This is a genomic window from Bradyrhizobium sp. CW1 (assembly GCF_023100665.1).
Taxonomy (GTDB): Bacteria; Pseudomonadota; Alphaproteobacteria; order Rhizobiales; family Xanthobacteraceae; genus Bradyrhizobium; species Bradyrhizobium canariense_D.
The window spans coordinates 7,744,057-7,764,568 of the sequence record NZ_CP064684.1 but is presented as its reverse complement, the minus strand read 5'-3'; the positions used below and the strand labels follow the sequence as shown (position 1 = coordinate 7,764,568).

Here is a 20,512-nt window from a genome sequence, read left to right as displayed (position 1 = left end):
GTTGCGGGTAAGGCGACTTTGAGTTCGCGCACCGTAACAGGCGAAAGGGAGGACGGCGTGTATCTCGGAATCGACATCGGCACATCGGGTGTGAAAGCGGTGCTCGTCAGCGAAGCCGGCGCTGTTGTCGCGACGGCGGCGCGCGAGCTTGCGCTGTCGCATCCGGCGCTGCTGTGGTCCGAGCAGGATCCCGATGCCTGGGTCGATGCGGCGGTCGGCGCGGTCGACGATCTTGCCGCCCGCCATCCCCGCGAGGTCGCGCGGGTGCGCGGCATCGGACTATCCGGCCAGATGCATGGCGCGACGCTGCTGGACGAGGACGGAGCGCCGCTGCGTCCCGCGATCCTCTGGAACGACGGTCGCTCGCATGCCGAATGCGTCGCGCTGGAGCGGCGCTGCCCGTCGTTGCATACGATCGCCGGCAATCTGGCCATGCCCGGCTTCACCGCGCCGAAGCTGCTCTGGGTCGCCAGGCACGAGCCGAAAATCTTCGCGCGCGTCGCAAAGGTGCTGCTGCCGAAGGCCTATGTCCGCTATCGCCTGACCGGCGAGATGGTCGAGGACATGTCGGACGCGGCCGGCACGCTATGGCTCGACGTCGGTCTGCGCCGCTGGTCGCCCCTGCTGCTGCATGCCACCGGGCTCGATCTCCATCACATGCCACGCCTGGTCGAGGGCAGCGACGTCAGCGCGACGCTCGCGCCGGACTACGCTCAACGCTGGGGCATGACTAGGGATGTCGTGGTCGCCGGCGGCGCCGGCGATAATGCCGCGAGCGCGATCGGGCTCGGCGCCATCGCGCCGGGCGATGCGTTTCTGTCGCTTGGCACATCCGGCGTGGTGTTCCGCGTCACCGATCGGTTTGCACCGGCGCCGGCCGCGGCGGTCCATGCGTTCTGTCACGCGCTGCCCGGCCGCTGGCATCAGATGGGCGTGATGCTGTCGGCGGCGGCTTCGCTGGCCTGGCTCGCGGGCGTGATGGAGACGCCGGCGCCAGCGCTGCTGGCGCCGCTCGGCGAGCGCGTCGATGGACCGAGTCCGGTCAAATTCCTGCCTTATCTCGACGGCGAGCGCACGCCGCACAACGATGCCGCCGCCAGCGGTGCCTTCGTCGGCCTGCGCGGTGCGACCGGGCGCTCCCAGATCGTTCAGGCCGTCCTCGAAGGCGTCGCCTTCGCTGCGCGCGACAATCTGGCGGCACTGAGCGCGGCGGGCGGGCCGCTTCCCGAGGTTGATCTCGTCGGCGGCGGCTCGCGCTCGCCGCTGTGGGCGCAGATCTGCGCCGATGTGCTCGGCATCCCCGTCCACCGCGTCGAGGAGGGCGAGGTCGGAGCGGCGCTCGGCGCCGCCAGGCTCGGACGGCTCGCCGCCACCGGCGAAGACGCGGCTGCGGTTTGCACCCGTCCGCGGCGGCTCGCGAGCTTTACGCCTCGCGCATCGGTCAGCGCGGCCTATGACGAGGCCTATCGCCGCTGGCGCGAACTTTATCCCGCGTTGAAGGAGTGTGCCTGAGTGACTGCGTCAGTGAAATTCTTCGATACAAGCGTACCTGTCGCCTTCGCCGGCGGAGATGCCGGCAACACGCCTGCCTTCCGCTGGTACGACAAGGACCGCCTCGTCCATGGCCGCAGGATGGAAGACCATCTGCGCTTTGCGGTCTGCTATTGGCACTCGTTGTGCTGGCCCGGCGGCGATCCCTTTGGCGGCGAGACGTTCCTGCGGCCCTGGCATCACGGCGCCGATGCGATGGCGCAGGCGCGCGCGAAGGCCGACGTCGCCTTCGAGCTGTTTCGCCTGCTCGACGTGCCCTTCTTCACCTTCCACGACGTCGATGCGGCGCCGGAAGGCAACTCGCTTGGCGAATCTGTTGCCAACCTCAATGCCATCGCCGATCTGTTCGAAGCGAAGATGGCCGCAAGCAAGGTGCGCCTGCTCTGGGGCACCGCCAATTTGTTCACGCATCGCCGCTACATGGCGGGCGCGGCCACCAATCCAGACCCGGAGATATTCACCTATGCCGCCGGCCAGGTCCGCGCCGCGCTGGAGGTGACGCACAGGCTCGGCGGCCAGAACTACGTGCTGTGGGGCGGGCGCGAGGGCTACGAGACGCTGCTCAACACCGATCTCAAGCGCGAGCTCGACCAGCTCGGCCGCTTCGTCTCGCTGGTGGTCGAGCACAAGCACAAGATCGGCTTCAAGGGACCGATCCTGATCGAGCCGAAGCCGAAGGAGCCGACCAAGCACCAATATGATTTCGACGTCGCCACCTGCTACGGCTTCCTCGCGCGTTACGACCTGCTGAAGGACGTCAAGCTCAACATCGAGCAGAACCACGCCATCCTCGCCGGCCACTCCTTCCATCACGAGGTCGCGCTGGCGGAGGCGCTGGGTGTGTTCGGCTCGCTCGACATCAACCGCGGCGACGATCTGCTCGGCTGGGACACTGACCAGTTCGCGATGAACGTGCCCGAGCTTGCCCTGGTGTTCCACGAGCTCCTGAGCCGCGGTGGCTTCAGCTCCGGCGGGCTCAATTTCGACGCCAAGATCCGCCGCCAGTCGATCGATCCCGACGATCTGATCCATGCCCATGTCGGCTCGATGGATGCCTGCGCGCGGGCGTTGCTCGCCGCTGCGGACATGCTCGACGCCGGCGTGCTCACTGGGCCGCTCGCGAAACGCTACGAGGGATGGGCCGGGCCTGAAGGCCGCGCCATTCTCGGCGGCCAGCGCTCGCTTGCCGAACTTGCCGACCGCGCGCACGGCCCGGGCTTTGACCCGCAGCCGCGCTCGGGCCGGCAGGAATATCTGGAATCCCTCGTCAACCGCTACGTCTGAGGAAGGCCGCTGATGACAAATGCACAAGCGACACCGGTCCTCGAGCTGACCGGCATCGGCAAGGAGTTCGGCGCGATCCGCGCGCTGCATGATGTCGACATGCAGGTCCTCCCCGGCGAAGTCGTCGGCCTGATGGGCGACAACGGCGCGGGCAAGTCGACGCTGGTCAAGATCATCGCCGGCAATTTCCGCCCCAGCCACGGCGAAATCCGCTTCGCCGGCAGCGCCGTCCATTTCAACCGGCCCGTCGATGCCCGCGGCGTCGGCATCGAGGTGGTCTATCAGGACCTTGCGCTCGCCGACAATCTCACCGCAGCGGCCAACGTGTTTCTCGGGCGCGAGCTGAAGCGCAGGATCGGGCCGTTCGCGTTGCTCGACCACAAGGCAATGGCGGCGCGTGCGCTGGAGCTGTTCGGCGAGCTGCGCTCGGAGACGCGCCCCGACGATCTCGTCAAGCAGATGTCGGGCGGCCAGCGCCAGGCGGTTGCGATCGCGCGGACGCGGCTCTCCAACGCGAAGCTGGTGATGATGGACGAGCCGACGGCCGCGATCTCGGTCCGCCAGGTCGAGCAGGTGCTCGGCCTGATTCACCGGCTGAAGGAGCAGGGCGTTGCCGTGATGCTGATCTCGCACCGCATGCCCGACGTGTTCGCGGTGTGCGATCGCGTCATCGTCATGCGCCGCGGCGAAAAGCGGGCCGACAAGCCCATCCACCAGACCTCCCCCGAGGAAGTCACCGCCCTGATCACCGGCGCGAAGGAGGCGGCGTGATGGCCATGCCCATGGAATCTCCGATCACCTTCTCGAACATCGGCAAGATTAGATGGTGGCAGCGCGGCATTTTCGCGTCCCAGACCGGCTATGTCCTGCTCGCGCTGGCGGTGCTGCTGGTGGTCATGCATTTCGCCAGCCCGTACTTCTTCACCGAGGGCAACATGCAGAACGTGGCGAAGAATTTCTCCTTCATCGCTATCGCTACCCTCGGCGTCACCTTCGTGATCATCACCGGCGGCATCGATCTGTCGGTCGGCTCGATGATGTGCTTCTCCGCCATGATCACCTCGATGGTGATGACCGAGCTGTCGGCGCCCGGCTCGCCGGCGGGATCCCTGTTCGTGCACATGGCGGCCGACGGCAAGACCGTGCTCGCCAATGTCCCTGGCCTGATCCTGGTGGTCTCGCTCCTCGCCGGCCTCGGCGTCGCGCTGCTCGCCGGCCTCGTCAACGGCTTCTGTATCGCGGTGCTCGGCCTGTCGCCGTTCGTCACCACCCTCGGCATGCTCTCGATCGTGCGCGGGCTCGGCTATGTCGTCTCCAACGGACGGGGCAGCTTTCCCGGTGGGCCGGATGCCGGTTATTTCTACGCGCTCACCTCCGGCGACGTGCTCGGCGTGCCCGTGCCATTCATTTATCTGATCGTCCTCGCGCTGGCGATGGCCGTGGTGCTGCACCACAGCTCGTTCGGCCGTCACGTGTTCGCGCTCGGCGGTAACGAGAAGGCGGCCGAACTCACCGGCATCCCGGTCGTGCGGGTGAAGATCGAGGTTTATGTGATCTGCGCGCTCGCCGCAGGCCTCCAGGGCATCATCATCTCGGGCTGGCTCGGATCGGCGCCGGCCAACATGGCGACGTCCTACGAGCTCAACGTGATCGCTGCGGCCGTCATCGGCGGTGCCAATCTCGCCGGCGGCATCGGTGGTCCACTCGGCGCCATCGTCGGCTGCGTGCTGCTCGAGGTGATCCGCAACGGCCTCGTGCTCGCCCAGGTCAGCTCCTACTGGCAGCAGACGCTGGTGGGCGTGATCATCATCCTGGCCGTATTGGTCGACCGCATCCGCTCGCGGATGATCTGAAACGACGTCGTTCCGGGACGGCAACGAAAATGCCGCCTGTCCACTTCCCGGACGATCTTGAGAGGACAGGCGCCAAAGAAGGGTGGAGGAGACGATGAGGAAATTTCTACTTGCCGGCATCGCGGTGGCGATGATGGCTACGCCGGCGTTTGCCGCAAACTACCGGTTCGTGATCGTGCCCAAGGCGATGAACAATCCGTTCTTCGACTTCGCGCGCGACGGCTGCCTGAAGCGTGCCAAGGAGCTCGGCAATATCGAGTGCATCTACAAGGGGCCGGTCGAGCACGAGCCGGCGACGCAGGCCCAGATCATCCAGGACTTCGTCACCCAGAAGGTCGACGGCCTCGCCATCTCGGTTGCCGACGTCGCGGCGATGACCAAGTCGATCGACGCGGCGACCGCGGCCGGCATCCCTGTCATCACCTTCGACGCCGATGCGCCCCGCGCCAAGCGCATCGCCTATATCGGCACCAACAACAAGGAGTTCGGCGTCGCCCTCGGCAAGGAGCTCCTGAAGCTGCGGCCCGACGGCGGCAAATACGCCATGGTTTCGGGTGGTCCCGGCGCCAAGAACCTCGCCGAACGCGTTGACGGCGTGCGCGAGGCGCTGAAGGGCTCGAAATGGACCGAGGTCGCGGGCTCTCCAACGTTCTGCAACGACGATCCCGCGCTGGCGGTTCAGCAGATGACTGACATGCGTACCGCGACGCCCGACCTCGCCGCAATCGTTCCCATCGGCGGCTGGCCGATGTTCGCCCCCGAAGGCTTCAAGGCCTTCGCGTCCAGGTACAAGAAGGATATCGATTCCGGCAAGTTCACGCTTGTCGTGGCCGATACGCTGAAGATGCAGCTCGAGCTGTTGCGCGATGGCTACGCCAATGCGCTGGTCGGCCAGCGTCCGTTCGAGATGGGCGAGAAGGCGATGGACACGCTGCTCGCCATCAAGAGGGGCGAGAAGGTGCCGGAGATCGTTTATACCGGCCTCGATCTCGTGACCAAGGACAACGTTGCGCAGATGTTGAAGTAGGAGCGTCGCCAGCCCCACGCTCCTGCGTGCCTCTCCCGCTTGCGATTTTCGCAAGCGGGAGAGATGATTTTGGCTGTTGGGGAGGACTGTTGAGGCAATGGGAATGAAAAGGTCGCGGCTCGGCTCGCTCGATGTCACCTCATTCGGCCTCGGTTCTGCCCCGCTCGGCGGATTGTTCACCCCCGTCAGCGATGCCGATGCGGAAGCGACCATCGCAAGCGCCTGGTCGCTCGGAATCCGCTTCTTCGACACCGCGCCGCTCTACGGCTTTGGCCTCGCGGAGCGACGCCTTGGCGCATTCCTGCGGCAACAACCCCGTGACTCCTACGCGATCTCGACCAAGGTCGGCCGTCTACTGCGTGCGCCCGATGGCGCTGCCGCCGAGGACGAGCATTACAAGGGCACGTCGCGCGAGCGGCCGGTGTTCGATTTCAGTTATGACGGCGTGATGCGGTCGGTGGAGGAAAGCCTGGCGCGGCTTGGGCTCGACCGCGTCGATGTCCTGCTCGTGCATGATCCCGACGATCACTATGACGACGCCGTCGCCGGCGCCTTCCGCGCGCTCCAGCGCCTGCGCGGGGACGGTACCGTCAAGGCGATCGGTGCCGGCATGAACCAGTCGGACATGCTGGTCCGGTTTGCAGAGGCCGTTCCGGTCGACTGCTTCCTGCTCGCCGGCCGCTACACGCTGCTCGACCAGGGCGCGCTGGATGCGCTGTTCCCGGTCTGCGCGGCGAAGAATATCGGCATCCTGCTCGGCGGCATCTACAACAGCGGCATCCTGGCCAATCCGCACACGGGCGCGAAGTTCAATTATCAGGATGCCGATGCGGCACTCGTCGCCCGCGCGCTCACGCTCGACGAGCTCTGCCGCAAGCACGGCACCGAGCTGAAAGCCGCCGCGCTGCAGTTCTGCATGGCCCATCCGGCAGTCACGGTCGCCGTGACGGGCGCGCGCAACGCCGCGGAAATTGCCGACAACATCGCGATGTCGGAGATGGCGGTGCCGGCGGCGTTCTGGCAGGAGCTGCGTGGGCGAAAACTCGTCGACGCCCGCGCGCCATTGCCGGCCGGAGCGTAAGGCATGATCGTCGACGCTCACCAGCATTTCTGGGATCCGGCGCGCGCCGACTATCCCTGGATGGACGCGCCCGAGCTCACGCCGATCCGGCGTGCCTTCGGTCCGGCCGATCTCGCGCCGCTTTTGAGCGCGAACGGCATCGACGCGAGCATCCTGGTGCAGTGCCGCTCCGCGCTGGCTGAGACCGAGGAATTCCTGCGGATCGCGCATGCGACGCCCTCGGTGATCGGCGTCGTCGGCTGGGCCGATCTGACCGACGCTGCACTTGGCGATACGCTGGAGCAGTTGCGTGCTTCGCCCGGCGGCGACAAGCTGGTCGGCATCCGCCACCAGGTCCATGACGAGGCCGACTCGGATTGGTTGTTGCGCGAGGACGTTCAGCGCGGCCTCACGGCCGTGTTCGCGCACGATCTCGCCTACGATTTCCTGGTCCGCACCCGCGAGCTGCCGGCCGCGATCGCAACCGCGCAAGCGTTCCCGCAGGCGCGCTTCGTGCTCGACCACGCAGCCAAGCCGCCGATCGCCGATGGCGGAAGCACTGGATGGTCCAACGGCATCGCGGCACTCGCGGCCTGCGGCAATGTCTGGTGCAAGGTCTCGGGGCTGGCGACGGAAGCGGTGTGGAGCGACTGGAATGCGGAACGGCTGTTTCCGTTCGTCGCGCACGCCGCGACATGCTTCGGCGAGGATCGCCTGATGTTCGGCTCGGACTGGCCGGTATGTTTGCTCGCGGGGAGCTATGGTGAGATCACGGGCGCGCTGGGGGCCTGCCTGATGAAGCTCGGGCCGCAGGTGCGGGAGAAGGCGTTCGGCGTGAATGCGAAGGCTGCGTATCGGTTGGCGATTGGTTGAAGCCGCCAGCGCGCGTGTCGCTCAGTGTTTGTCCCCAAACACCCGATCCAGCGCCGCATCGTACGTCGTCTGCACCAGCTCCGGATGCAGCTTCGCCAGCGCCTCCATCATCACGCCGGAATTGATCTCGAGCACGCGCCAGACGCCGTCGACGTGCACGAGGTCGATCGAGGCGAAGGTGATGCCGATGGCCTTGGCGGCGTTGATGGCGAGCTTTGCGCAGGCTGTGCGAAGATCGCCGTCCTGCATCAGCACGGGCTTCGCGCCCGCATCGAGATTGTGCCGCCAACCCGAGCCACGCTGCTTGCTGTAGACGACGAGTGGCACATCATCGAGCAGGACCACGCGTACTTCGTCCTCGATCACGGCATAGGGTGAGATCACGAGTCCGGCGCTCATCGAAAAGGCTTCGCCAACCGCATGATCGAGCTCTGTTTCCGTCGTGACCCTGAAGACGGATCGTCCCGACGTCCCCTCGTTCGGCTTCACCACCACGCCTTGCGGATTGTCGCCAAGCAGCGCCAGCATTGCCTCTCGCCAGCCAACGCCGACAACCTTCTCGCCCAACTTCGGATTGAGGAACAGGCGATGGGGAATGCAGGGCACGCCCTCGAGCGCCAGCACCTCGGCGGTGGCCGATTTGTCATTGGCCAGGCGGTGCGCGATGGCGCTGTTGAGGCCGATGTCGTAGCCGAACGCGAAGTGGCGCTGCTCGCCCCGGCGCATCGCGAGCAGCCAGCCATCGGCGCGGACATCGAGCGCGATGCCATGGGTTACGCAATAGCGCTTGATCGCCTGCACGAAGATCCGCTCGCCGCTCGCCATCTGTCTCTGTCGCCGGTCCTAGTCGCCAGTTCCGGTCGATCTTGGCGCCAAAAGCCGCAAAAATCGGGGAAACGACGCTAAACGGGGGTGAAATCAGAGCTATTCTTAATGAAATTCTCGCGAGCGCTACGGAAATTAAGTGCTGTATTCGAGCCTGGGAGGGAAAAGAAATTGCCTTCCGAATGCGCCGGACAGCAGATCCATTAATGATGTGACCATTTCCGCCGCAAATGCCGGTTTGACCGGCATCAATTGCATCCGGAACGAGGTTGATTATTGGTCTCAATGGCGTAGATCACACTCGCGAAATCCTCCGCCATGGCAATGGTGTCCGCTCCGCTTTCAGGGGCCGGGCAACGCTTTTGCCCTAAAACCGCAATTATTCGGAATATCGAAAATCATGAGCGCGTTTTACCGAGAGAAGGTTCTTTCCGTCCAGCACTGGACCGACACCCTGTTCAGCTTTCGCGCAACCCGCGATTCCGGCTTCCGCTTCCAGAACGGCCAGTTCGCGATGATCGGCCTCGAGGTTGAGGGCCGCCCGCTGCTCCGCGCCTACAGCATGGCGAGCGCTAATCACGAGGAAGAGCTCGAGTTCTTCTCGATCAAGGTTCAGGACGGCCCGCTGACGTCGCGTCTCCAGAAGATCAAGGAAGGCGACACCATCCTGGTCGGCCGCAAGGCGACCGGCACGCTGATCACGGACAATCTCATTCCCGGCAAGCGGCTGCTGCTGCTCTCGACCGGCACCGGCCTCGCGCCCTTCGCCAGCCTGATCAAGGATCCCGAGGTTTACGACCAGTTCGACAGCATCGTGCTGGTGCACGGCTGCCGCCAGGTCTCCGAGCTCGCCTATGGCGAGAAGCTCGTCGCCGGTCTTCGCGAGGACGAACTGTTCGGGGAGTTGCTCGCGGACAAGCTCATCTACTACCCGACCGTGACCCGCGAGCCGTTCAAGAATCGCGGCCGCATCACCGACCTCATCAGCTCCGAGCAGATCTTCAACGACATCGGCCAGGGTCCGCTCGACATCGCGACCGACCGCATCATGATGTGCGGCAGCCCGGCGATGCTCGAAGAGCTGAAACTGATGTTCGAAGGCCGCGACTTCGTCGAGGGCTCGGGCAACAAGCCCGGCCATTTCGTGATCGAAAAGGCGTTCGTCGAGCGGTAGGCCCTCTCGGTCTCGTCCTGGCAAAAGCCAGGACGCTTGCCTGAGTAAAGCGCCTTGACCGGTTAATGCCCGTCCCTCCCGAGCCCTGCTGCACCGCAGCAGCCCGCCCATCGGGCTGATTGATTTGTCCCCGCCGAATTCGCTAGCGTGAAACAACCGCCGCGTCATATCCGTATGACAGGCGCGGGCGTATCGTACCGCCTCATGCTGGCGAGAGGATGGGAATCGTGGCCGACGAGAACAAAACGCAGGAATCGCCCAACCCGTCGGTCAAACGGCTGCCGCTGGCGGAAGAGGGGATCATGGAAACCCTGCTGCTGCCATTCTCTCCGCGCTTCATCGTCCTGACGATCTGCGCGGTGGTCACTGCGCTGCTGACCGGCATCGGATTTGCCGATGGCAAGATCTTCGACATTCTGCTGATCCCGATCCTGATCTTCGGCGCGCTGACGGCGCTTGGCGTCCGCGACCTCATGCAGAAGGGCCACGCCGTTCTGCGCAACTACCCGATCTCGGCCCATATCCGTTTTTTGCTCGAAGAGATACGCCCGGAGATGCGGCAGTATTTCTTCGAGAGCGAGAAGGACGGCATGCCGTTCTCGCGCGACATCCGTGCGGTGGTCTATCAGCGCGCCAAGATGCAGCTCGACAAGCGTCCGTTCGGTACCCAGGAGGACGTCTACCGCCAGGGTTATGAGTGGATGCATCACTCGGTCTCGCCGAAGACGCATGCCGAGGAGAAATTCCGCGTCACTATCGGCGGCCCGGATTGCGCCAAGCCGTATTCGGCTTCGGTATTCAACATTTCCGCCATGAGTTTTGGCGCGCTCAGCCCGAACGCCGTGCGCGCGCTGAATGCCGGCGCCAAGAAGGGCGGCTTCGCGCACGACACCGGCGAGGGCGGCTTCAGCCCCTATCACGCGGAGATGGGCGGCGACATCATCTGGGAGATCGGTTCGGGCTATTTCGGCTGTCGTCATCTCGACGGCGCCTTCGATCCCGAAGCCTTCGCGCGCGTCGCGACCCAGGACCAGATCAAGATGGTCGAGCTCAAGATCAGCCAGGGCGCCAAGCCCGGTCATGGCGGCGTGCTGCCGGCGGCGAAAGTCTCGGAGGAGATTTCCAAGATCCGCGGGGTCGCCATGGGCGAGGATTGCATCTCGCCGGCCTCGCATCGCGCCTTCTCGACGCCTGTCGGCATGATGAAGTTCATCGGCGAGATGCGAAAGCTCTCCGGCGGCAAGCCGACGGGCTTCAAGCTGTGCATCGGTCATCCGTGGGAATTCCTGGCGATCTGCAAGGCGATGATCGAGACCGGCATCTATCCCGACTTCATCGTTGTCGACGGCAACGAGGGTGGCACCGGCGCCGCGCCGCTGGAGTTCATGGACCATCTGGGCATGCCGATGCGCGAGGGCGTCAGTTTCGTCCACAACGCGCTGATCGGCATCAACGCGCGCGACCGCATCAAGATCGGCGCCTCCGGCAAGATAGCCACCGCGTTCGACATGGCGCGCGCCATGGCGATCGGCGCGGACTACTGCAATTCGGCGCGCGGCTTCATGTTCTCGCTCGGCTGCATCCAGTCGCTGAGCTGCCACACCGACCGCTGCCCGACCGGCGTCGCGACGCAGGACCCGACGCGGGCGCGCGCACTCTATGTGCCGCTCAAGATCGACCGCGTGCACAATTATCACCTGGCGACGCTGCACTCGCTGACCGAGCTGATCGCCGCGGCCGGTCTCGAACATCCGCAGCAGCTGCGCCCGATCCACTTCTCCCAGCGCACCTCGACGACGGACGTGAAATCCTTCGCGCAGCTTTATCCGTCGCTGCGTCCGGGCGAACTGCTCGAAGGCACCGAAGACCCACGCTTCCGGGACGCCTGGCGGATGGCACGGACGGAGACGTTCCAGCCGGCGCTGTAGGACGCCGGTCCACTTGCAGGGCCGCGGCCGCGCGCGCAAAAGCATCGCGAGGGGGGTGCGTTTAACGTTTGATTCAACTTTGGGTGTAGATTGTTCCCATGGACGAGCGGCGCGACAAGGCAAGGCATCGCGTGCTGAAGGCCGGAACGATCGAGTTCGGCGGCGGCGGCGCGATCGACTGCACTATCCGCAACCTGTCAGATACCGGCGCCGCGCTCGACGTCAGCAGTCCCGTCGGCATCCCCGACCATTTCAGCCTGCTTGTGCGGGCCGACGGAAAACATCTCGCCTGCACCGTGATCTGGCGCAAGGAAAAGCGGATCGGGGTGAGGTTCGGGTGAGGGTCTAGAGTTTGGCGCAAGCTCTAACCACAAACTCCGCCGTCGTCCCGGACAAGCGCCAGCGCAGATCCGGGACCCATACCGCGTGATCTGTCGATCATGCGCAGACAGCAGCACCGCGCAACTACCAGTCTTCGCCAAGCTCAATCCTGTGGCTATGGGTCCCGGATCTGCGCTCCGCTTCGCTGCGCTTCCGGGACGACGAGAGTGGCTCACCCCGTCTCTACTTCGCTCCGCCGGCTCGCCAGAATCTTGTCGATCCTCCGCCCGTCGAGATCGACCACCTCGATGTGCCAATCGCCAAAGTCGAAGGCGTCGCCGACATCAGGCAGCACGTTGAACTGTTGCAGCACGAGGCCGGCGACGGTGTTGTAGCGGTGCGGCGGCAGTTCGATGCCGAGCAGCTCGCCGAATTCGTCGACCGGCATCCAGCCTGAGACCAGCAGCGAATCGTCCGCGCGCTTGACGTAGGCCGGTTCCGGCGGGCCTTCCTCGGAATGGAAGGCACCGACAATGGATTCCAGAATGTCAGCCGTCGTCACGATGCCTTCGAAGGCGCCGTATTCGTCGTAGACGAGGCCGACATGCACCGGTGCAGCCTTCAGGATCGCCAGCACGTCGCGGGCATCGGCCGAGGCGGGAATGCCGGGCGCCTCGCGGACCAGCACGCGCAAATCCGGCGTGCGCTCGTTCATGAAGGCCACCAGCAGGTCCTTGGCTTGAAGCACGCCAATCGGCTTGTCGCGGTCGCCGTCGGACACCGGAAAGCGCGAATGCGGACTCTTGGCGATGGTCGCTTGAATGCTTTCCGGCGTATCGTTCAGGTCGATCTCGTTGACCTCCGTGCGCGGCGTCATAATCGCGCCGACCGGCCGGTCGCCGAGCCGCATCACGCCCGCGATCATCTCCTTTTCACCTGACTCGAGCACGCCTGCGTTTTCGGCTTCGCTGACGAGATGATGGATCTCATCTTCTGACACTTTTTCTTCAGACTTGCCGCCATGGCCGAGCAGCGTGAGGATCAGCTTGCCGGAGAGATCGAGCAGGAAGACCAGCGGCAGCGAGACCTTCGCAAGCACGTGCATCGCGGGTGCAACCCTGACCGCGATGCTCTCGGGGTCGCGCAGCGCCACCTGCTTCGGCACCAGCTCGCCGACGATCAGGGTGGCGTAGGTGATGAGCGTGACGACCAGCCCCACTCCGACGATGTCGGCAATTCCTGCGGACAGGCCGAGCTCGAGCAGCCATTGCGTCAGCCGCTGTCCGAGCGTCGCGCCCGAGAACGCGCCGGAGAGCACGCCGACCAGCGTGATCCCGATCTGCACCGTCGAGAGGAATTTGCCGGGATCGGCCGCGAGCGTCAGCGCCCGCTCGGCGCCGCGGACGCCCTTGGCGGCGAGCATCGACAGCCGGGCCGGGCGCGACGAGACCACGGCCAACTCGGACATGGACAGCAAGCCGTTGATGACGATCAGGACGACGACGATGGCGAGTTCGGCGGAGAGCATTGATGTTCCGAGGTAAGGGAGTGTGGCGCGGATGGCCGCACAGGTCTTGATATAGGTATTCGAGGAAGAAATGCCGATGATTCTGTCCCATCGGGCATCGCGAAGGAACTTCGGCGACCCCGTCCCCGAAGGCACTCCCCAATACCCCGCGGAACTACGGGCATGCCGTTGCTTAACGGGCTCTTAGCGGCCACCAGCTAGGTTCTCGGCATTTGCAGGAATGTATTCGGGGATCAGAATGCGGATCGGGAAGCTCTTTGCGCTGTCGATGCTGACGGTGACGGTGTTTGCAGTCATCCTTGGCGCCGAGGTGCTGATACCCCAGGCGCGCATCTTCACGAACCGCTCCGATGCGATCAAGACGGTCGAGGCCTTCGGTGCGACCCTGATGGTCAGTCAGCACGTTGCCGGCCTTCGTGCTCCCTACATTTCCCCGATCTTCCAGGAGAATTCTGCGACGCAGGTCCAGATCGAAGCCGCCGCAAAGGCGGCGAAAGCGGTCGATGGCGCGTTCGAGGGGGCAAGGCGCGCCATCATGGTGCTGGATGATTCCGGAGCGATGATCGAAAACCTGGACCGTACTGCGCGGCGGCTCAAGGATATCATCACGGCGGCAGATCGCGCGATGAGCGTGCCCCTGGCGACGCGCGACGGCGCTGTAATCAAGGGCTTCCTTCCAGGCGTTGCCGAGGTCATCGGCAATATCGAGCCGATCATGAACCGGCTTGAAGCCAAGGTCATCAATGCCGATTCCTCGCTTGCGGCGCTGTTGAGCCTGGCGCGAACGGCGCAGGATCTGCGCGTCTCGGCCGGCAGCCGCGCCGCCACGCTGTCGCCGGCGCTGAGCGCTCGCCGACCGCTCACGGCGGCCGAATTGTCGCTGATGGATCGGATGCAGGGACGTGTCGAGGCCGACCGCGAGCGCATCGAGGCCGGCATCGACCAGCTCGGAAGCCCGCCCCGGATCGCCACCGCGCTGAAGGCGGCGACGGATTCCTATTTCGGGAAAGCAGCCGCTGCCGTGGACAAGGAGATGCTCGCGGCGCGTGGCGACGGCAAGTACGGCATCAATGCCGAAGAGCTGGCCAACATCATCGTCCCCGCCATCCAGATGTTCTACGGCGTCCGCGATGCCGCGCTGGCGGAAGCTGCCGAGCGCGCCTCGGCCGCGCGCGACGGCGCGCTGGCGATGCTCGCGCTCGCGGGCGTGGCGGTGCTGGCGCTGCTGGGGACACTCGGTGGCGTGACGATGATGTTGCGCAGGCGCGTGGTGACGCCGCTCAGCCGGCTCGCGGACGTGATCGCAACTCTTGCCGCCGGGCAGCACGAGGTCGAGATTCCCGTGACCGGCCGCAATGACGAGATCAGCCAGGTGGCGGGCTCGCTCCAGCACTTCAAAGATTCGCTCTCCGCCAAGAAGGCCGCCGATGAGGCCGCCGCGGTGGAAGCCGAGGCGAAGCTCCGGCGCAGCCAGCGCATGGACCAGATCGCACGCGATTTCGAAGCGTTGATCGGCGACGTCATCAACACCGTGTCGTCGGCATCGTCGGAGCTGGAAGTGTCGGCGGGAACGCTGACGAGCACCGCCGATCAATCGGAAAAGGTCACCGCGACCGTTGCGGCCGCCTCCGAGCAGGCCTCCAGCAACGTGCAGACCGTCGCCGCGGCCGCGGAGGAAATGGCGTCCTCGGTCGACGAGATCAGCCGGCAGGTCCAGGACTCCGCGCGGGTGGCCGGCGAAGCGGTGCAGCAGGCTGCGCGTACCAACGACTATGTCGGCGAACTCGCCAAGGCGGCCGGCCGGATCGGCGACGTGGTCGAGCTCATCAGCCAGATCGCGGGCCAGACCAATCTTCTGGCGCTCAATGCAACGATCGAGGCGGCGCGCGCCGGCGAGGCCGGGCGCGGCTTCGCCGTGGTCGCCTCCGAGGTCAAGGCGCTCGCCGAGCAGACCGCCAAGGCCACCGGCGAGATCAGCCAGCAGATCACGGGAATCCAGAGCGCGACGCAGGATTCCGTCGGCGCCATCAAGTCGATCGGCGACACCATCACCCGCATGTCCGAGATCGCATCGGCGATCGCCTCCGCGGTCGAGCAGCAAGGCGCGGCGACGCGGGAGATTTCCCGCAACGTGCAGCAGGCGGCATGCGGCACCCAACAGGTCTCCGCCAGCATCGTCGACGTGCAGCGCGGCGCGAGCCAGACCGGATCGGCCTCCTCCACCGTGCTCGCGTCAGCGAAGTCGCTGTCCGGCGAGAGCGGCCGCCTCAAGGTCGAGGTCGGGAAGTTCCTGGACGCGATCCGGGCTGCGTAAGTCACGTAGCCGGAAGCGCTCAGAACTCGCCGTGTAGCCGCCCGGAAAATACCGACACCGGGCCGCGATCGGCGTTGTAGGCGGGGTTGACGATCAGCTGGTAGTCGGCGGTGAGGGTGAGACTCTTGTTCAGCGCGTAGGCGTAATAGGTTTCGAGGATGCGCTCGCGGCGGTAGTTGAGCGCGCCGTCGCCGATGAGAACACCGAGGCCGCCGGCGGCCAGGAAGTCGCGATAATCCTGCGAGATGGCATTGATGGCGCCGCCGACGCCGATCACGTCATCCGGCCGGCCCCATTTCGTGCCCTTGATCGACAATCCCGCCGACAGGCTGCGGTGAATGTCGGTGAAGGCCAGCGTCTCGGTCTTGCCGTCGTTCCAGCTCCAGCGGCTGAACAGACCGACATCGTCGGTGATCGCCTGCTCGAGGTTGAGCACGTAGCCATACTTCAGACGGCCGCGTCGGGTCTGCGCGATGTCAAGGTTGAGCGCGGGATTGTCCAGCGTCTCGCGGAAGCTGCCCATATTGGCGCTGTCGAGCCAGCCGATGGTCCTGAGCTTGCCGGGTTGGCCAAGGAGCGAGAAGCGCGTTTCGAGCTCGAGCACGTACTGGCCGCGCTCGCCGACCCTGGTGTCGAAATGATTCGAATTGGACTCGGCGACCATCAGGAAGTAGCCGCCGCGCAGCGCCCACTGCTTCTGGTTCAGCTCGGCGGTGACGCCGTAGGTGAGGCCGACCTTGTCGGCTGAATAGTCGAAGGCGCCTGGCGCCCACAGCGACCAGTTCATGAAGTCCTTGCGGGTGTCCTTGGCGTAGGCGTTGCCGTCGAACACGTCGATCACGGGGAATTTGCCGGCCTGCACCGTGAGCCTGGATACGTCGACCTTCTGTCCGAGCTGCAACTGGCCGCTCGCGAGCTCTTCCTGCTCGCCGCCAAAGCCGAATGTCTGGCGCACGAACAGGCGCGATGTGTTGTAGTGCGGATAGGGGAAGTTCGACTTCTGCGCCTCGCCGTTGGGGAAACCGGCCGCGCCGACCGTGTCGTTCAATCCAAATCCCTGCAGCAGTTCGGGATTGTAGTAGACCTCGCCGCCGTCCCACAGCTTTGCGTTCAGGAACAGGCTGTTGCTCCAGGTCGCCTTGGCCTGCCTTGATGGCGAGAGCGAATTCGGCCCGGTGTAGAGGGCGGGGAACGACGGGTAGCCTTGCGGCAGATAAGTGCTCTGGCCGTGGATCTCCCAGCGATCCGATTCGGTGTCGATTAGCGAGCCGATCCCCAAGCTCTTGGGATTGTAGCCCGGCATGCCCGGCCAATCGACCTTGCGGTTGAGGCCGAGCCGGATCGTTTGGAAGTCGAGCGACGACGAATTGTATTGGGCACCTGTGGAGAAGGCGACATTGGCGCCGTCGAAGCGGCTATAGAGATATTCGAGCCGTGCGCTCCAATGCGGCGCAAAGCCGTATTCGATGCCGGCACCCGCGATCCAGCCGGGCCGCGTGTTCAGGATTTTCGGGACTGCTTCGCCTGCGGCCGGCGTGTCGAAATAGCGCTCGCCCATCCATGCAAAGCCGCCGGTGGCGTAGACCAGCCAGGGACCGCTGGTGTAGCCGACGCGGCCGCGCAGGCTCGCAGTGTAGTCCCATTGCTGCGTGACGGTGTTGGCGGGTGTCGCCAGGAAGGACACGATCGAGTTGGAAGTGATGTAGTTCGGAAACGAAAAATCGCCTTCGACGCCGAGGAGCCAGCCGGAATTGAGCCGGTAATTGTAGCCGGCCTGCACGCCGCCGATCATGCCGCTGAAGACGCCGCTGTCGCTAATGCCTGTGCCGTCGTTCAGCGCGAAGCGCGACGAGCCGAGGCTGTAGCCGGCATGCGCACCGATGTAGAGGCCGGTCCAGTCATAGACGGCCTTCAGCGCCGGTGCCTTCAGCGGCAGATCAGCCGCGCGGCTGCTGGCGGGCAAAGTCAAGACGCCCGTGGCAATCGCCGCGGCCGTTCGCAAATACCTGTAACGGTGACCCCTCAACGTCAAAACGCACGCCCCCAAAGCGAGTGTGTCCACTCGCCGCACTATCCCTGCCGATTCGCGGCGACCCTGTCATCAGGATTAGGTGCTCCGCGATCGGTCGAGATGATCTCGATCCGGCGCGATTTCTTCCCAAGCCCCTGAGTCTCTGGAAACCTTATTGCGATTAATTCGCAGTAGCAACTAGTGCGGATTGTCGCAGGAGATGGTTCGCACCGCGATGTGACGGGACTGCAACAAATTCCAAGGTCCAAAACGGTTGACCCCGCCCGGGGGGACATCCGGGCGGGGTCGGGGGCACGACACGGGGTGGATGAGGCGCCCGTGTCGGACGCGGGATCCACGTGAGATCGGCCTCAGGGACTCAAATCAGAAGCAGGTACGCACGCGGCCGACGTACTGGCCAAAGGCGTTGTACTGGGCGGCCCAGCCGCAGCGGTGATAGCCGTTGTAATAGGGATCGTTGCTGGCGGCGATCGCGGAGCCGACGACGGCGGCGGTGGCGATGCCCAGGCCGACACCGACGCCCCAGCCGAGCGGCTTGGCTTGCGCCTGCGAGGTGGTGGCCACGACGCTGCCGGTCAGGGTGAGCGCGGTGAGGGCAACTGCGAAAATCTTGGTCTTAATCGACATGTGAAACTCCATCCGGGTTGAGGCGGTCCCTTGTGGCCCGCGTACCGAGTTGGACGGAGGCTCCGCGCGTCCGGTTCGAACTCGGCAAAGGCGGAGCTCGAGTCTGGCTCTTTCCTGAATGATTCCAGAAGGATGAGCGCTAGCCGAGCGGGCCTTTTGCGAGCCTGTTCACGTCGAAGTTATCAACCTCGGCAAGCAGCTCGCAAAAAGCGCGGGCGCCCTGGTCGATCAGCTGCTCGCCCTTCGCGGCCACGGCTAGCGTCGCGTTGCCGGCGGCGCCGCTCGCGTGGAGATCCTGCGCCTGCCAGGCGAACGGCGCGGGTCGCTGCGTCGACAGCCAGCGATATTGCTGCTCCATCGCGATGCTGCTCGCGGGAAAATTCGCGATCGCATCCATGCGCACCCGATCGGGATAGCGCGCCAGCATGATCGAGGTTTCAATGGCGCCGCCGTGGATGCCGTGGCGCACTTCGTCGGCCGGGAACAGCTTGTCCGCGCCCGACAGCCGCGACCACGACGTCGTCACCACGAACAGTTTCCGATGCGCGCGAAGATCCTGCGCGACCAGCATCATGGCCGCGCTGTTGCCGCCATGGCTGGTGACGATGACGAGCTTCTTCACTCCGCGGCGCGCGACGTCCTCGCCAATCGCGGTCCATTTTTTCAACGCGATGTCAGTCGGCAGCGTCTGCGTGCCCGGATAGTCGATATGCTCGGTGGAAATCCCGATCGGTTCAACGGGCAGGAAAGTGGCCGGAGCGCGCTCGGGCAGGAGCTCGCGCACGCGCGCGAGATAGGCGTCCGCGATCAGCACGTCGGTCTCGAGCGGCAGATGCGGGCCGTGCTGCTCGGTCGCGGCCAGCGGCAGCACCGCGATCCAGCGCGAAACCTCCGCGAGGCTGGCATCGGCCCAGCGAATCTCGGTCCAATCGCGGGAAGGCGTCATCAAGGTTTCTTTGCCCGAATTTGTCGCGTAATTTAGGGTATCAGGGGACGCGGGCCAGGCCGGCTCGCGTCCCCGAATGTCTTGCGGTTTTATCGCGTTGCTTGGACATCGGCTAGAAGCGATCGACGGAGTCCCATCATGAGCCCCTCTCATCTGCGGCGAGCCTTAACGGCGGGCCTGATGGCCGCTTTCGTCTCGGTCGTCCCGGCCCGCGCCGAAACCCTGGACAAGGTCATGTTCGGCACCAATTGGGTCGCCGAGGCCGAGCATGGCGGCTTTTTCCAGGCCGTCGCCGATGGCACTTACAAGAAATACGGGCTGGACGTCACCATCGTGCCCGGCGGGCCCAACGAGAACAACCGGATGCTGCTGATCGCCGGCAAGATCGATTTCTTCATGGCCGCGAACACGCTGATGTCGTTCGACGCAGTCGCCAACAACGTCCCGGTCGTCACCATCGCCGCGGTGTTCCAGAAGGATCCGCAGGTGATGCTGACGCAGCCCGATGCCAAGGTCGCCAAGATCGAGGACCTCAAGCCGCTGACGCTGTTCGTCTCCAAGGAGGGCATGACCAGCTATTTCCAGTGGCTGAAGTCCGAATACGGCTTCAGCGAGAAGAACGTTCGCCCCTACAATTTCAATCCGCAGCCCTTCATCGCCAATCCCAAGAGCGCGATGCAGGGTTACGTCACCTCGGAGCCCTTCGCGGTCGAGAAGGCCGCGGGCTTCAAGCCCAACGTGTTGCTGCTCGCCGATTACGGCTTCAACACCTATTCGACCCTGATCGAGAGCCGCCGCGACGTCGTCGAGAAGAAGCCCGACCTGGTGCAGCGCTTCGTCGATGCCTCCATGGTCGGCTGGTACAATTACATCTACCGCGACAATTCAGCGGGCAACGCCATGATCAAGAAGCTCAATCCGGAGATGACGGACGAGCTGCTCGCCTATTCCGTCGCCAAGATGAAGGAATACGGCATCGTCGATTCCGGCGATTCGCTGAAGAACGGCATCGGCGCGATGAGCGACGAGCGCTACACCTCCTTCTTCAACAAGATGGTGAAGGCGGGCGTGGTGAAGGCGGACCTCGATTTCCGCAAATCCTATACGCTGCGCTTCGTCAACAAGGGCGTCGGCGCCGAGCTGCGCCCGAGCAAGCCGTAGCGCAGGGC

17 protein-coding genes are annotated in these 20,512 nt (G+C 64.8%); 12 read left to right on the top strand and 5 right to left on the bottom strand.

From position 1 onward, the window contains the following. The first annotated feature begins 57 nt into the window (after nucleotides 1-57). The 7 genes from xylB to IVB54_RS37090 all read left to right on the top strand — a co-directional run bounded on the left by xylB (nucleotide 58) and on the right by IVB54_RS37090 (nucleotide 7,648). Nucleotides 58-1,512, top strand: coding sequence for a xylulokinase (xylB, locus tag IVB54_RS37120; protein ID WP_018460102.1), 1,455 nt, complete (start codon nucleotides 58-60; stop codon nucleotides 1,510-1,512). Continuing rightward, nucleotides 1,513-2,835, top strand: coding sequence for a xylose isomerase (xylA, locus tag IVB54_RS37115; protein WP_026233946.1), 1,323 nt, complete (start codon nucleotides 1,513-1,515; stop codon nucleotides 2,833-2,835). Between the two features lie 12 nt (nucleotides 2,836-2,847). After that, the gene (locus IVB54_RS37110; RefSeq protein ID WP_007597833.1) at nucleotides 2,848-3,606 is read left to right on the top strand and encodes an ATP-binding cassette domain-containing protein; all 759 of its coding nucleotides are present in this window, start codon (nucleotides 2,848-2,850) and stop codon (nucleotides 3,604-3,606) included. Beyond that, a complete protein-coding gene (locus tag IVB54_RS37105) occupies nucleotides 3,606-4,688 on the top strand; it encodes an ABC transporter permease (RefSeq protein WP_018460100.1) in 1,083 nt (360 codons plus the stop codon). Before IVB54_RS37110 ends, IVB54_RS37105 begins: the two co-directional genes overlap by 1 nt. A 94-nt stretch (nucleotides 4,689-4,782) precedes the next feature. Continuing rightward, entirely contained in the window at nucleotides 4,783-5,715 is a 933-nt protein-coding gene (locus IVB54_RS37100; RefSeq protein WP_026233945.1) for a sugar-binding protein, read from the top strand. 103 nt (nucleotides 5,716-5,818) lie between these two features. Continuing rightward, on the top strand, nucleotides 5,819-6,796 hold the full coding sequence (locus tag IVB54_RS37095) for an aldo/keto reductase (protein WP_018460098.1): 978 nt from the start codon (nucleotides 5,819-5,821) through the stop codon (nucleotides 6,794-6,796). 3 nt (nucleotides 6,797-6,799) lie between these two features. Further along, nucleotides 6,800-7,648, top strand: a complete 849-nt coding sequence (locus IVB54_RS37090; protein WP_018460097.1) for an amidohydrolase family protein — start codon at nucleotides 6,800-6,802, stop codon at nucleotides 7,646-7,648. A gap of 21 nt (nucleotides 7,649-7,669) precedes the next feature. Here IVB54_RS37090 and IVB54_RS37085 read toward each other — a convergent pair whose 3' ends face one another. Further along, nucleotides 7,670-8,473, bottom strand: a complete 804-nt coding sequence (locus tag IVB54_RS37085) for a RimK-like protein (protein ID WP_018460096.1) — start codon at nucleotides 8,471-8,473, stop codon at nucleotides 7,670-7,672. 400 nt (nucleotides 8,474-8,873) lie between these two features. Here IVB54_RS37085 and IVB54_RS37080 point away from each other — a divergent pair, with 400 nt between their 5' ends. From IVB54_RS37080 to IVB54_RS37070, 3 genes are all read left to right on the top strand, one after another. Continuing rightward, entirely contained in the window at nucleotides 8,874-9,647 is a 774-nt protein-coding gene (locus IVB54_RS37080) for a ferredoxin--NADP reductase (RefSeq protein WP_018460095.1), read from the top strand. Between the two features lie 218 nt (nucleotides 9,648-9,865). Continuing rightward, nucleotides 9,866-11,575 (top strand): FMN-binding glutamate synthase family protein, encoded by a 1,710-nt coding sequence (locus IVB54_RS37075; RefSeq protein ID WP_198957634.1) that lies wholly within the window; start codon nucleotides 9,866-9,868, stop codon nucleotides 11,573-11,575. A 98-nt stretch (nucleotides 11,576-11,673) separates the two neighbouring features. Continuing rightward, nucleotides 11,674-11,916: a PilZ domain-containing protein gene (locus IVB54_RS37070; protein ID WP_018460093.1), complete on the top strand. Its 243-nt coding sequence runs from the start codon at nucleotides 11,674-11,676 to the stop codon at nucleotides 11,914-11,916. A 212-nt stretch (nucleotides 11,917-12,128) separates the two neighbouring features. Here IVB54_RS37070 and IVB54_RS37065 read toward each other — a convergent pair whose 3' ends face one another. Then, nucleotides 12,129-13,424 (bottom strand): hemolysin family protein, encoded by a 1,296-nt coding sequence (locus IVB54_RS37065; RefSeq protein ID WP_085349708.1) that lies wholly within the window; start codon nucleotides 13,422-13,424, stop codon nucleotides 12,129-12,131. A 238-nt stretch (nucleotides 13,425-13,662) separates the two neighbouring features. Between IVB54_RS37065 and IVB54_RS37060 the strand changes: the two genes are divergently transcribed. Next, on the top strand, nucleotides 13,663-15,738 hold the full coding sequence (locus IVB54_RS37060; protein ID WP_018460091.1) for a HAMP domain-containing methyl-accepting chemotaxis protein: 2,076 nt from the start codon (nucleotides 13,663-13,665) through the stop codon (nucleotides 15,736-15,738). Nucleotides 15,739-15,757: 19 nt separating this feature from the next. Here the strand turns inward: IVB54_RS37060 and IVB54_RS37055 are convergent, their stop codons facing one another. From IVB54_RS37055 to IVB54_RS37045, 3 genes are all read right to left on the bottom strand, one after another. Then, the gene (locus tag IVB54_RS37055; protein WP_026233943.1) at nucleotides 15,758-17,740 is read right to left on the bottom strand and encodes a carbohydrate porin; all 1,983 of its coding nucleotides are present in this window, start codon (nucleotides 17,738-17,740) and stop codon (nucleotides 15,758-15,760) included. 393 nt (nucleotides 17,741-18,133) lie between these two features. After that, entirely contained in the window at nucleotides 18,134-18,397 is a 264-nt protein-coding gene (locus tag IVB54_RS37050; protein WP_007597808.1) for a hypothetical protein, read from the bottom strand. A 139-nt stretch (nucleotides 18,398-18,536) separates the two neighbouring features. Further along, nucleotides 18,537-19,343, bottom strand: coding sequence for a creatininase family protein (locus IVB54_RS37045; protein ID WP_085358543.1), 807 nt, complete (start codon nucleotides 19,341-19,343; stop codon nucleotides 18,537-18,539). 138 nt (nucleotides 19,344-19,481) lie between these two features. Between IVB54_RS37045 and IVB54_RS37040 the strand changes: the two genes are divergently transcribed. Then, on the top strand, nucleotides 19,482-20,504 hold the full coding sequence (locus IVB54_RS37040; RefSeq protein ID WP_026233942.1) for an ABC transporter substrate-binding protein: 1,023 nt from the start codon (nucleotides 19,482-19,484) through the stop codon (nucleotides 20,502-20,504). Nucleotides 20,505-20,512: the final 8 nt, after the last annotated feature.